Source organism: Streptomyces sp. NBC_00659 (assembly GCF_036226925.1).
Lineage (GTDB): Bacteria > Actinomycetota > Actinomycetes > Streptomycetales > Streptomycetaceae > Streptomyces.
Window position 1 is genome coordinate 8507106 of the sequence record NZ_CP109031.1, and the last position, 12763, is coordinate 8519868.

Genomic DNA, 12763 nt, shown 5'->3' on the forward strand with positions numbered 1-12763 from the left:
GACCCCGGCAGGCCCTGGGTGCCGCCCGCCCGGTCACTCCTCGTCGCCGGGATCGTCCTCCGCCCCGGTGTCCGGGCCCTGCGCCCGAACCCGCTGCACCTGCTCCAGCGAGTCGCGCAGTTCGCCCAGCCAGTCGTCGGTGTGGCGCTGCACGAGGCGGACGCACCAGGCCAGGGCGTCGCTGCGGCTGCGGGCGACCCCGGCCGCGACGAGCGTGTCGAGGACCTCGCGTTCGGGCTGGCGCAGCCGGGTCATGACGGGCGCGGCGACATGGGTGAACAGGGCGCGCTCGGTGCCGCACTCCACACCCCAGGAGACCTTCTTGCGGAAGCGGTGCTCCGCGTCACGGGCCACCTCCATGCGGTCCTCGCGGGTGCGTTCGCGGAACTCCTGGATACGGGCCCGGAGCGCCGCCTCCTTCTCGGCGTCCGAGGCGCCTTCGGCGAGCCGCGGCTCGGGGATGCGGCCGACGACGGTGATCTCCTCACGGTCGGCCGTCACCTCCGTGAGGCTCTCGAAGAGATCGTCGGGCAGGCGGCCGGCGAACCAGCCGCGCAGCTTCTCGCATTGCTCCGATGTAATCATGTAATCACCATTACTCGCCCGGGAGCGCGACGCAAGGGGTGCCGGAGAAGTCCGCCGACAGCGGAAGTCGAGGCGGCGTGACGGTTCAAGTGGAATGTTTCAGGCCTATTGCTGAGCCGTGTCTTTCCGGCCAGGTGGCTGTCGGCGGTTGTCGTCGGGCGCTCAGTTCCGGGCTTCATCCGTTCGAATTCTGTAACTTCGCGCCACTGATTCAATACTCAAAGTTACTGAAATATGTGGGGTCGATGTGTGTTTCCTGTGCGAACTCGGCAGACTCGCGCTCGCCGAACCGGCACCGACCGAGCCGGTATCGCATTCGATCGAGCGGAAGGATGCACACAATGCCGAACACCGCGCGTTGGGCAGCGACTCTCACCCTGACGGCCACCGCCGTCTGCGGCCCCCTCGTCGGGTCCGCCCACGCAGCCCCGTCCGGGCTCTACGCCCCCTCCGCCCTGGTGCTCACCACGGGCCATGGCCAGACCGCCTCCGTCGCGACGCCGGAGCGCGCGGTCACTCTCAACTGCGCCCCGACGGCCTCCGGGACCCATCCCGCCGCGGCCGACGCCTGCGCCGAACTACGGGGGGTCAAGGGTGATCTCGACGCGTTGACGCCGAGGAACGATGTCTTCTGTACCAGGCAGTACGACCCCGTGGTCGTCACGGTGGCCGGAGTCTGGCAGGGCAAGCGCGTCTCGTACGAGCACACCTTCGCCAACGAGTGCGTGAAGACCTCCTACGGGATGACGGTCTTCGCGTTCTGAGAGACCGGGATCGCGTGGCCGTCGTGGACATGGACCGGGATCCGTAGCTGGGGAGTGCGGGCACCGTCACGAGGCGCCATGTGATTTCGCACCGAGGGTCGGTCAGACGGAGTGGGGCCGTCGACCGGCCTTCGGCATGTCCGCGTGCGCCCACCGCGTCACCGCGGTACGGGCGTCACTCACCGGAGGGTGCGAGGGTGCCGCGGCGGACGCCGGCCGTTCCCGCGCCCGTGCCGTACCCCCGTACCACGCAGGGGTGGTCCATGCGCCCAACGGTCCATGCCCGTCACCGTTCCGGGTCACCCGGGATGCCGACACGGCCGAGGCGGCGTAGCGGTGGAGCATGGGTGCACTCCTCGAATGGGACCAGCGGCTGTTCACGCGGGTGGCCACCGCGCGGGTGCCCGGGGCCGATCCGGCGCTGCGGCGGCTCAGCCACGCCGCCAACCACGGCCGCCTGTGGCTCGGCACGGCCGCCGGGATCGGCCTCGTCGGCGGGCCGGCCGGGCGCCGGGCGGCGCTGCGGGGTCTCGGCTCGCTGGCGCTGGCCTCGTTCACCGTCAACACGCTGGTGAAGTGGAGCGCCCGCCGCCCCCGCCCGCTGCTGGAGGGCGTCCCCGCGATCCGGCATCTGACCCGTCAGCCGCACACCACGTCCTTCCCCTCGGGGCACTCCGCCTCCGCCGCGGCCTTCGCCACCGCCGTCGCCCTGGAATCCACGCGCTACGGCCTCCTGGTCGCGCCCGTGGCCGCCGCCGTCGCCTTCTCGCGTGTCTACGTAGGGGTCCACTACCCGGGAGACGTCCTCGCCGGCGTGGCCATCGGCGCGGGCGCGGCCGCCCTCACCTGCCGCTGGTGGCCGCCGCGCCCTGACGTGCCGGAGCGGGAACGGCCCGCCGCGCGGGCGCCCGCCCTGCCGCTGGGCAAGGGACTGGTCGTCATCGTCGACGACCCGGCCCGTGCCGGGGCGCCCGGAGCCCCCGGGGCGCCGCCGGACCACGCCCGGCGGCTGCGCGCCCTGCTGCCCGAGGCCGAGGTGATCGAGCGAGGCCCCGGCGACGACCTCGCGGAGCTGCTCGCCGCGGCGGCCGACCGGGCGGTGGAGACCGGCGGCGCGCTCGGTGTCTGCGGGGGCGACGCCGTGGCGGGCGTCGCCGCCCGCGCGGCGGCCGGACGGGGGCTGGCGCTGGCCGTGTTCCCCGGTGGCACCGCCGACCGCTTCGCGCTGGACGTGGGTGTCCGGGACCTCGAGGACACCGCCGGCGCGGTGGCCCGTGGCGAGGGGGTGTCGGTGGACATCGGCGTCGCCCGTTCGGGGGCGGGGGAGGACACCTGGTTCCTCAACGAGTTCAGCGTCGGCCCGTACCCCGAACTCGCCCGGCTGCGCGAGCGGTTGGAGCGCAGCCTGCCCGCCGCGCCGACAACCGCGCTCGCCCTGGCCCGGGCGCTCGGCACCGCCCGCCCGGTCGAGCTGAACGTCAACGGCCGGCCCCGTCGCCTGTGGCTGCTCCTCGCGGGCAACGGCCGTTTCGTGCCGGAGGGCCTCGTCCCCGCCTTCCGGCCGCGTCTGGACGACGATCTGCTCGATGTGCGCCTGGTCGACGCGGGGCGACGCCTCGCCCGCACCCGTACCGTCGCCGCCGCGGTCCTCGGGACCCTGGAGCACTCGCGGGTCTACGAAGCCGAGCGGGTTCCCTGGCTGGAGCTGGACGGTATCGCCGGAGCGGACATCCTGGCCTTCGACGGTGAACCGCTTTCCGGCGCCACCGGGTTGAGGCTGGAGAAGGAGTACCGGGCGCTGGTCGTGTACCGGCCCGTCCGGGAGAGGGCGAGCCGGTCCGGGAGACACGCGGGGCCACCGCGACGGCCCGCCGCCGACGGCGGGTGAGGGGTCGCCGCCTCCCCGCCGACGGCGGTCCCTCGGATCCCTCTTCTATGCTTTGACGGCTATATAGCCATCGAGGCATATTGGTGTCATGTCCGACGACGCCCTATGGGCCGCCCTCGCCGATCCCCGGCGGCGGGCCATCGTCGCGCTGCTCCTGGAGCGCCCCCGGGCCGTGGGTGAGATCGTCGAGGCGTGCGGGCTCAGCCAGCCGGGCACCTCGAAGCATCTGCGCGTGCTGCGTGACGCGGGGCTCGTCCGGGTACGGCAGGAAGCCCAGCGCCGGGTCTACGCCCTCGACCCCGCCCCGATCGCCGCACTCGACGCCTGGCTCGCCGGGTACCGCAGGCTGTGGAACGAGAGCCTGGACGCCCTCGGCCGCCGTCTGGACGAGGTGGCGGGCGGGCCGTCGGACCGGCGAGAAGAGCCGTTCGCGCCCGGCCGAAGGCAACCGAACGGCGCAGCACCCCCACAGGAAGCTTCCTCACCGAAGGACTGAGACACCATGTCCGCCGAAGCCACCGCACGCACCGGGACGTACCTCACCCTGGACGACGGCCGCCCCGCAGTCCGCTTCAGCCGCACCTACGACCATCCCGTCGACCGCGTCTGGCGGTTCGTGACCGACGCCGACGAACTGGCCGCGTGGTTCCCCTCCCGCGCCGAGATGGAACTGCGCCCCGGCGGCACGATCACCTTCAGCGGCGATCCGAACATGCCCGGGTCGACCGGCCGCGTCCTCGCCGTCGACCCGCCCCGCCACCTCTCCTTCGAGTGGGGCGGCGACGAACTGCGCTTCGACCTCGAAGCCCTCGACGGCGGGCGCACCCGCTTCACGCTCACCGACGTGCTTGCCGAGCCGGACACGGCAGCCCGCAACGGAGCCGGCTGGGAGGTGTGCCTCGCCGCCCTCGGCGCGAGGGCGCGCGGCGAACGCTCCGAGGGGCCGCACGCCGGCGGGATCCCGGCCTGGAAGGAGATCTACGAGGTCTACGTCGAAGCGGGCGTCCCCTCCGGCGCGCCGGTTCCGGGGACGGACTGACCGCTCACCCCGGTGGCGGGGACGACCGCTCAGGACAGCTGCCGCCGCACCAGCTCGTGCAGCCGCCCGCCCGTGTCCGCCAGCAACTGCGCGGGCGGGCCCTGCTGGGCGACCCGGCCGTTCTCCATCACGATGACACGGTCCGCGTCCAGCACCGTCGACAGCCGGTGCGCGATCACCACCCGGGTCGCGTTGAGCGCCTTGGTGCTCTCGATCACCGTGCGCTGCGTCGCGTTGTCCAGCGCGCTGGTCGCCTCGTCGAAGTAGAGGATGCGCGGCCGCCGTATCAACGCCTGGGCGATCATGAGGCGTTGGCGCTGACCGCCCGAGATGGCGCCGCTGCCCGAGACGAGTGTGTGCAGCCCCATCGGCATCCGTGCGATGTCCTCGGCCAGGCCCGCCATCTCCGCCGCCTCCATCGCCTCCTCCGGCGTGTACGGCTCGGTGCCGCAGATGCAGTCCAGGATCGACCCGGTGAAGGGCTGCGCGTGCTGGAGCACGACACCGCACTGACGTCGTACGGCGGACTGGTCGAGGGCCCCCAGATCCTGGCCGTCGTACAGCACACTGCCCGACACCGGCCGGTCGAAGCCGATCAGCAGCCGCAGCAGCGTGGACTTGCCGCAGCCGCTCGGGCCGACGATCGCCACGAACTCGCCCGGCCGGACGGAGAACGACACGTCGTCCAGGACGAGCGGACCGTCGTCGGCGTACCGGAACGACAGCCGCCGCGCATCGACCGAGCCGGACAGCACACCGGGACGCGTACTCGCCCCGCGCACCTCGGGCGTCGCGTCGAGCACCGGCCTGATCTCCTCGAACATCGGCAGCGCGGCCGCCGCGGAGACCAGCGCGCCGGTGATCTGGGTGACCGACGTCAGCAGCATCGTCACCGATGTGTTGAAGGTGAGGAAGGCCGCGGCCGACAGCGAGCCCCGCGCCGGGCCCGCCAGGAGCATGAACATCAGCAGGGAGCACAACGGCAGATACACCGCGCCCATCACCGTCGTCAGGTTCTTGACGCGGCCGACCCGCTGCTGGAGTTCACGGCTGCGCGCGAACTCGCCCGCCCAGGCCGCGTACGCGTAGTTCTCGGCCCCCGCGACCCGCAGCTTGGGCAGCCCGCGCAGGGTCTGGAACGCCTGGTTGTTGAGCTTGTTGCCCAGGACCACCAGCCGGCGCTGCCCGCGTACCTGCCACAGACCGAGACCGAGGAACGCGGCCGCGACGACCACGAGCATGCCGATCGCGGCCAGCGCCATCGGCACGCTGTACCAGAGCAGCAGACCCAGGTTCATCGCGCCGACCGTGCCCGCCTGCGCGAGCGTGGGGCCCACACCGGCGAGCAGACGGCGGATCGCGCTCACGCCCATCGCGGCACTCGCGAGCTCGCCGGTCGAGCGGGCGGCGAAGAACGACGTGGGCAGCCTCAACAGCCGGTCCCACACGGCCGGCTGGAGACTCGCCTCGATCCGGCCCTCCATCCGCAGCAGCGTGAGGTTCTGCAACAGCGTGAACGCCGCCGAGACGACGCCGGCGACCATGAGCGCGAGACAGACCTGCACGATCAGGCCGTGCTCGGCCCTCGGGACGTACTCGCCGAGCACCCGGCCGGTCGCGATCGGCACCAGCGCGCCGATCGCCACGGTCACCAGAGCGCTGATCGCGAGGTTGCGCAGATCCCCGCCCGTGCCCGCCAGACAGAACCGCAGCAGCCGCAGCGGGCCGAGCCCGTGCTCGGGCAGCGGGCGGTAGAACATCACGGCCCGCGGTTCGAACTCCGAGGCGTTGGCCTTCTCGACCGGCGTCTCCCGCCCGGACGACGGCTGTACGGCGACATAGCCGCCGCGCCGCCACAGCAGCGCCACCGGCGCACCGGACACCGCCCGGCTGCCGACCAGCGGGCCGATGTCGTCACGCCACCAGCGCCCGTCCAGGCGCACGGAACGGGCGCGGATCCGTGAGGCGAGCGCGATCCGTTCGACAGGGTCGAGCCGTTCGCTCTCCGCGCCGCCTCCCGCCCGCTCGGCGAGGGTGATCCCGGCCGCGCGGGCGACCAGTTCGCAGGCCGCGTAGGTGGCGTCCGCCTCGGCCGCGGTCGGGCGCTTCGCCGATGCTCTGCCGATCGAGGCGAGCAGCGCCCGGTCGGCCCGGTCGCGGACGTCCTCACCGGCCTTGATGCCCGCCGCCGCACGGTCCTCGTGACCGGCCTCCAGCTCCTCTATCCAGCGGTCGAGGGTGGACAGCAGCCGGTACTGCTGGTCGACCATGCTCTGCCAGACACCGGAGTCCATCAGCAGATCGGCCGCCGCCTCGGCCCCGTACAGCGAGCCGTACTGCACGCTCCCCGGCGGGACCTGCATCCAGAACACGTCGTCGTCGGTGGGAGCGGCGGTGTACTCCCCGGCCGTCGGTGCCTGGAAGAGGATGGAGAGGCCACGTCCCACGCCGAGCGCGAGGGCGTGCTCCAGCGGGCTCGACGCCGGCGGCACGAACTGCGGGTTGCCGTACGCGTCGTACGACCAGGTCGCCGTGTCGGCCGGCCGGTGCAGCTCGCGCAACCCGATCCGGCGCAGCTCGCAGCCGCGCAACGGCCGCCCCACCAGAGTGTGCTGAGGGCCCGTCACCGGACCGAGCAGCAGGGAGCCCGCTTCGAGCCGGCCGAGGTGATGCCAGTGACCCTGCTGCGCCGCGTCGACCGCGAACAGGTCCATGGCTCCCGCGGCCACCAGCCACAGGACCTGCGGACCCTCCAGATCGAGACGGCTCACTCCCGCGCAGCCGACATGGGTGCCCATGCCGCCGAGCGCGCCGAGCACCATGTCCTGCTCGTGGACGCCTTCGTGGACCGTGCTCATCTCAACGCTCCCTGACCAGACCGGCGTACGGGCCTTCGGCCGCCACCAGTGCCTCGTGCCGCCCGCGTTCCACGATCGAGCCGTGTTCGAGCACGACGATCTCGTCGCTGTCCCGTACGGTGCTGAGCCGGTGGGCGATCACCACGCAGGCGCAGCCGCGCCGGCGCAGGTTGTCCATGACGGTCTGCTCCGTCTCCGCGTCCAGGGCGCTGGTCACCTCGTCGAGCACGAGAATGCTGGGCCTGCGCACCAACGCCCGCGCGATCTCCAGGCGTTGCCGCTGACCGCCGGAGAAGTTCCGCCCGTCCTGCTCGACGCGGCTGTGGATCCCGCCGGGACGGCGGGTGACGACGTCGTACAGCGCCGCGTCCTTCAGAGCCGCTGCCACGGCGTCGTCGGGGATCGACGGATCCCACAGCGCCACGTTGTCCCGGACCGTCCCCTCGAAGAGGAACACGTCCTGGTCGACGAAGGACACGGACGACGCGAGCGCTTGGCGCGGGATGTCCTCCAGGCGCCGGCCGTCGATGCGGATCGTGCCCTCCCACGGCGCGTACAGGCCCGAGATCAGCCGGGACACCGTCGACTTGCCGCTGCCCGAACCGCCGACCAGGGCCACCTGCTGACCCGGCCCGACCGTCAGCGAGAATCCGGTGAGCAGCGGCTCGTCGAGCGGGCTGTAGCCGAACGTGATGTTCTCCAGCTCCACATGACCCCGCAGACGCCGGGTGGACCCGCCGGTGCCCGGGCGGGCGTAGAGCGGGTCGGCGCGGAAGTTCTCCACGTCCTTGAGCCGGGCCACGTCGGCCGCGAAGTCCTGGATCCGGCCGGCGACACCGTTGAGCCGGGTGATCGGCGCGGTGAACCGGGTGACCAGCGCCTGGAAGGCGACCAGCAGCCCCACGGAAACCTGCCCCTCGACCGCCCGCAGGCCGCCGATCCACAGGATCAGCGCGCTGTTGAGCATCGCCAGCGTGGGGGCGACCACCCCCAGCCATGCGCTCGGCACACCGAGGCGCTGCTGCTCCTCCAGCGTGGTGGCGTGCTGTCCCGCCCACTTGCGGAAGTAGCCATCCTCGCCGCCGGTGGCCTTCATCGTCTCGATCAACTGGAGCCCGGTGTACGAGGTGTTGGTCAGCCGGGCGGTGTCGGCGCGGAGTTTGGCGGTGCGGGTCGCGCGCAGCCGGATCACCACCCGCATCGCCACCACGTTGAGCAGCGCGACACCGATGCCGACGGCCGTCAGCTGCGGGTCGTAGGTGTAGAGCAGCACGGCGTACAGGACGACGACGACCGCGTCCACACCCGCCGCGGCGAGATCGCGCGCGAGGGTCTCGGCCACCGCGTCGTTCGACTGGAGCCGCTGCACCAGATCGGCCGGGCTGCGCTGGGAGAAGAAGGTGACCGGCAGCCGCAGCAGATGACGCAGGAACCGGGCGCTGGAGAGCGTCGAGGAGATGATGCGGCCGCGCAGCAGATTCGCCTGCTGCAGCCAGGTCAGCACCACCGTCAGCAGCACCGAGACGCCCATCGACGCGAACAGCACCCCGAGCAGCGAACTCTGACCGCCGATCAGATACTGGTCGATGAACGTCCGGCTGAGCGCGGGCACGGCCGCGCCGACCGCCACCAGCAGCAGACTCGCCAGCACCGCGGCGGGCATCGTGCCCGAAGTGCCGCGCAGCCGGGCCGGCATGGCACCCAGCACCCCCGGCCTGCGGCCGCCCCTGCGGAACCCGGGACCCGGCTCCATGACCAGGACGACTCCGGTGAAGCTGGTGTCGAAGTCCTCCATCGGCACGAAACGACGGCCCTTGCCCGGGTCGTTGATGTGCACACCCCGGCGTCCGAGACGGCGCCCCATGCCGTCGTACACGACATAGTGGTTGAACTCCCAGAACAGGATCGCGGGTCCCCGCACCTCGGCGAGAGCGGCCGTGTCCATCTGCATGCCCTTGGCCGTCAGACCGTAACCGCGCGCCGCCTTCAGCAGGTTGCTCGCGCGAGAACCGTCCCGCGAGACACCGCAGGCGATTCGCAGCTCTTCGAGCGGGACGTGCCGGCCGTGGTGGCCGAGCACCATGGCCAGGGACGCCGCACCGCACTCCACGGCCTCCATCTGGAGGACGGTGGGGGTGCGGACGCTCCTGACCCGGGTCCTGGGCACGCTGCGCCGGGGCGGCGCGGCGCGCCGTCTCCCGCGGGTGTCCGGTGCGGCGCTCACGGCAGGAGCCAGTCGACGGGGCGCTGACCGGTGAGCCGGACCGAGGCCGTGGCCAGGGTCATGGAGGTGAGCGCGTAGGGCGGCCCGTCCGCGGACGACCACTTCAGGCCGCTGCGGGTGGCGGACGACCGGTCGAGCCTGACCAGCACGGCGACCGGCCTGCCCTTCTCGCTGAACTGCTCGCCCAGTTGGGCGTCGCCCAGGTAGGCGGCGATCTGCTGCCGGGTCTGCACGCTGCGGCCCACCGCCTTCACGTGGCCGCGCAGCACTCCGTACCGCTGGGCGGGCACCGACTGGACGGTGAGGTCGACGGCGGCGTCGGCGGGAACGGCGGCCGCGCTCGCGGCGGAGACGTACACGGTCGCGTACAGGGGGTCGTCGGCGTGGGCGGCCTTCTCCACGGCGGCGACGTTCGCGCCGGTCGAGATGATCGCGCCGATGGTGGCGGCCAGGGCGGTGACACGGCCCGCGGCGACCGTACGGACGACGGCCGTCTCCCCTTGCGCCGTACGCACCTTCAGTACGGGGGCGTTCGCGGGGAGCCGTTCGCCCTCCTTCGCGAGGACCGCCGTGACCTGCCCGGCGACCGGGCTCTGCAGGAGGTAACTGCCCTGCGCCTGGGTGAGGACGGCGGGCGCTGCGACGGTGGGGGTGACGGTGCCGGTCACGGCCCAGACGGAGGCCGCGGCCATGGCAAGGACCGTCACGGACAGGGCGAGCCGGCCCTGTGGGCGGGCGAAGCGCACCGGAAGGTCGAGCTCTTCGGGGGAGCGCAGTTTGGCGAGGGCCTGTTGACGGAACTGCACGGGACTCTTCTCACCTGTTCGAGAGGCTCACGGCACCTCATGGCACCCGAGAGTCCCGGAACCGGTGGGGCGGTTCCGGGACTCGGCGGCGTGAAACGCGATCAGAGACCGGCGACCAGGCCGGTGACCGGGGCGGTGTTCAGGCCGGTCACACCCTCGACGGTGCCGATGGCCGTGCCGACGATGCCGGAGACCGGGGCAACGCCGTCCACCAGGCCGGTGACGGTGCCGACGGCGTTCAGCGCGAGGCCACCGGAGACGTTGTCGAGGTCGGCGTCGGAGATCTCGGCGGTCTCGACACGGGGGGTGGAGTTCATGATGGAACTTCCCTTCATATGGATATTCACAAGGGGGGAGAGCGGCCCCCTCTGGGGGACAGACGCGGCCGCCGCCGCAGGGGTGCGGCTCCCGTTGCCGGGAGCGGTGCTGCGACCTCCGCGGTGCAACGGATCAAAGCACGGCCGCGGGGCGCGCTTCCAATCAACCAGGGCTCTCACCTGGGAACTTGTGCTCCATGGGCGATGAACCGTGCACAGGTGCACACGCCTCTGCGGCCACTTCTTCACATGCTGCGCGGCATCGATCCACCCTCACCCTTGCCACTCCCGCGCCGAATCGGACAGTCCCGGCCCATCGGCGCGCAGGGGGCGCGCGACTGTGCAGATCCCCGGTCCGCGGTGACCTCGGTGAGCATGGGCTGTGCAGATTCCCTGAACCCGGGATTCCGCCACCACTCGTCGACGGAGTGTCGTCGGCCGGTCGCTTTCCGTGTCGCCCCGGGTGTGGCTGCCCCTTCGGCGGCACCGTCCGCTCCCTCCGGTCCCTCTCGGCCCCGGCGGTCCCGCCTGCGCCGGTCCTGCCTGCGCCGGTCCTGCTTGTCCCGGCGTCCTCCCGGTAGGCGGAATGCCCCGGTTGTCTCCGCAATCGATACCTTTGGCGAAGTCAACTCCCGCAATTTGCAATGGCAGTTGAACACCCCGGGCGACACACGCGTATCAACGGGCAAGCAGGCGCCCCCTAGTCAGCTGCCGGACGCGGCATCGACCCCGTCCCCAGGAGGTCAAGAGTTGAGTCACAAACGGATACCCAAGCGCAAGGCCGCCATCGCGGTTGGCGGCGTCGCGGCGCTCGGAGCAGCGGCTCTGCTGCTGCCCAACGCCAACGCGTCGCAGTCGAACGGGGATGCCGCCACTCCCAGAACCTTCGCGGCCAACGACGTCTCGGACGTCGCTTCCATGCTGGCCTCCCAGCTGGGTGACGCGTTCGCCGGCTCGTACTACGACGCGCAGCAGAAGCAGCTCGTCATCAATGTCGTCGGTAACAACAGCAACGTCGTCAACCAGATCGAGAAGGCCGGCGCGGTGGCTCACCAGGTGCAGAACAGCACCGCCGCGCTGCAGACCGCCGCCAAGACCCTCAAGGCCGACGCGACGATCCCGGGCACGGCGTGGTCCGTCGACCCGAAGACCAACGAGATCCGGGTGACCGCGGACTCCACCGTCACGGGCGACAAGTGGAACACGGTCGAGTCGACCGTCAAGGGCCTCGGTTCCGGCGTGGCGACCCTCTCGAAGTCTGCCGGAACCCTGAAGACCTTCGTCGACGGCGGTGACGCCATCTTCGGCGGCAACGCGCGCTGTTCGCTGGGCTTCAACGTCACCGCGGGCGACGGAACCCCCGCCTTCCTCACCGCGGGCCACTGCGGTGTCGCCGCCGCCGAGTGGTCGGACGCGGCGAACGGTGCGCCCATCGCCACCGTCGACCAGGCCACCTTCCCCGGAGACGGCGACTTCTCCCTCGTCAAGTACGACGACCCGGCGACGCAGACGAACAGCGCCGTCAACGTCGGCAACGGGCAGAGCGTCCAGATCAACCAGGCCGTCGAGGCCGCCGTGGGCCAGCAGGTCTTCCGGATGGGCAGCACCACGGGTCTGCGCGACGGCAACGTGACCGGTCTCAACGCCACCGTGAACTACCCGGAGGGCACCGTCACGGGCCTCATCCAGACCGATGTGTGCGCCGAGCCGGGCGACAGCGGCGGCTCCCTGTTCACCCAGGACGGCGGCGCGGTCGGCCTGACCTCCGGTGGCAGCGGCGACTGCACGGCCGGCGGCGAGACCTTCTTCCAGCCCGTCACCACCGCGCTGGCCGCGGTCGGCGCGACGCTGGGAGCCGGTGACGCAGGTGCAGGTGCAGGTGCAGGTGCGGGCGACGCAGGTGCGGGCGACGCGGGTGCCGGTGACGCCGGTGCCGGCGGGGCGGTGGACCCGAGTGCGAGCGCCGTGGACCCGGGCGCCGGTGACGTGGTGGACCCGAGCGCGGGCGCGGTGGACCCGGGCGCCGGCGGTGACGTGGTGGACCCGAGTGCGAGCGCCAGTGACGCGGCGGGCGCGGGTACCGGCCAGAACGGGACGCACCACCGGTCCCGCAAGCACCAGTAGTCCGGCACCGCCACCCCAGTAGTCGGCCGCCGGTGACGGATCGGACCTCGTGTCCGCCCCCGAAGCCGGTGAGTCCGGCGGTCAAGAACCACTGACCGGCCAACGGAACAGGGAATTCCGGTCGACAGTGGACAGGTCCGGCCCTCCGGCGGGAGGGT

10 protein-coding genes are annotated in these 12763 nt (G+C 72.1%); 5 read left to right on the forward strand and 5 right to left on the reverse strand.

Going from position 1 to position 12763, the window contains the following annotated elements:
- Positions 1-33 precede the first annotated feature (33 nt).
- Positions 34-585, reverse strand: coding sequence for a hypothetical protein (locus OG410_RS37130; protein WP_329303164.1), 552 nt, complete (start codon positions 583-585; stop codon positions 34-36).
- 341 nt (positions 586-926) lie between these two features.
- On the opposite strand from OG410_RS37130, the gene OG410_RS37135 reads away from it, so the two are divergent.
- The 4 genes from OG410_RS37135 (at position 927) to OG410_RS37150 (ending at position 4276) form a co-directional block, all read left to right on the forward strand.
- Positions 927-1349, forward strand: coding sequence for a subtilase-type protease inhibitor (locus OG410_RS37135; protein ID WP_326783946.1), 423 nt, complete (start codon positions 927-929; stop codon positions 1347-1349).
- Between the two features lie 343 nt (positions 1350-1692).
- Entirely contained in the window at positions 1693-3237 is a 1545-nt protein-coding gene (locus OG410_RS37140) for a phosphatase PAP2 family protein (protein ID WP_329303165.1), read from the forward strand.
- A gap of 88 nt (positions 3238-3325) precedes the next feature.
- Positions 3326-3733 carry an ArsR/SmtB family transcription factor gene (locus OG410_RS37145; protein WP_329303166.1) on the forward strand — a complete coding sequence of 136 codons (408 nt, stop codon included), beginning with the start codon at positions 3326-3328 and terminating at the stop codon, positions 3731-3733.
- A 6-nt stretch (positions 3734-3739) separates the two neighbouring features.
- Positions 3740-4276 carry an SRPBCC family protein gene (locus OG410_RS37150; RefSeq protein WP_329303167.1) on the forward strand — a complete coding sequence of 179 codons (537 nt, stop codon included), beginning with the start codon at positions 3740-3742 and terminating at the stop codon, positions 4274-4276.
- Positions 4277-4305: 29 nt separating this feature from the next.
- On the opposite strand, the gene OG410_RS37155 is transcribed toward OG410_RS37150, so the two are convergent.
- From OG410_RS37155 to OG410_RS37170, 4 genes are all read right to left on the reverse strand, one after another.
- On the reverse strand, positions 4306-7134 hold the full coding sequence (locus OG410_RS37155) for an NHLP bacteriocin export ABC transporter permease/ATPase subunit (RefSeq protein ID WP_329303168.1): 2829 nt from the start codon (positions 7132-7134) through the stop codon (positions 4306-4308).
- A gap of 1 nt (position 7135) precedes the next feature.
- A complete protein-coding gene (locus OG410_RS37160) occupies positions 7136-9358 on the reverse strand; it encodes an NHLP family bacteriocin export ABC transporter peptidase/permease/ATPase subunit (RefSeq protein ID WP_329303169.1) in 2223 nt (740 codons plus the stop codon).
- The gene (locus OG410_RS37165) at positions 9355-10164 is read right to left on the reverse strand and encodes an HlyD family efflux transporter periplasmic adaptor subunit (RefSeq protein WP_329303170.1); all 810 of its coding nucleotides are present in this window, start codon (positions 10162-10164) and stop codon (positions 9355-9357) included. Before OG410_RS37165 ends, OG410_RS37160 begins: the two co-directional genes overlap by 4 nt.
- 101 nt (positions 10165-10265) lie before the next feature.
- A complete protein-coding gene (locus OG410_RS37170; RefSeq protein ID WP_326783939.1) occupies positions 10266-10481 on the reverse strand; it encodes a type A2 lantipeptide in 216 nt (71 codons plus the stop codon).
- A 750-nt stretch (positions 10482-11231) separates the two neighbouring features.
- On the opposite strand from OG410_RS37170, the gene OG410_RS37175 reads away from it, so the two are divergent.
- Positions 11232-12605 (forward strand): S1 family peptidase, encoded by a 1374-nt coding sequence (locus tag OG410_RS37175; RefSeq protein WP_329303171.1) that lies wholly within the window; start codon positions 11232-11234, stop codon positions 12603-12605.
- Positions 12606-12763 lie beyond the last annotated feature (158 nt).

Bases quoted from the DNA above. Each gene is read 5' to 3' on its own strand.
- OG410_RS37130 (WP_329303164.1), bottom strand. From the start codon at position 585: ATGATTACATCGGAGCAATGCGAGAAGCTGCGCGGCTGGTTCGCCGGC.
- OG410_RS37135 (WP_326783946.1), top strand. From the start codon at position 927: ATGCCGAACACCGCGCGTTGGGCAGCGACTCTCACCCTGACGGCCACC.
- OG410_RS37140 (WP_329303165.1), top strand. From the start codon at position 1,693: ATGGGTGCACTCCTCGAATGGGACCAGCGGCTGTTCACGCGGGTGGCC.
- OG410_RS37145 (WP_329303166.1), top strand. From the start codon at position 3,326: ATGTCCGACGACGCCCTATGGGCCGCCCTCGCCGATCCCCGGCGGCGG.
- OG410_RS37150 (WP_329303167.1), top strand. From the start codon at position 3,740: ATGTCCGCCGAAGCCACCGCACGCACCGGGACGTACCTCACCCTGGAC.
- OG410_RS37155 (WP_329303168.1), bottom strand. From the start codon at position 7,134: ATGAGCACGGTCCACGAAGGCGTCCACGAGCAGGACATGGTGCTCGGC.
- OG410_RS37170 (WP_326783939.1), bottom strand. From the start codon at position 10,481: ATGAACTCCACCCCCCGTGTCGAGACCGCCGAGATCTCCGACGCCGAC.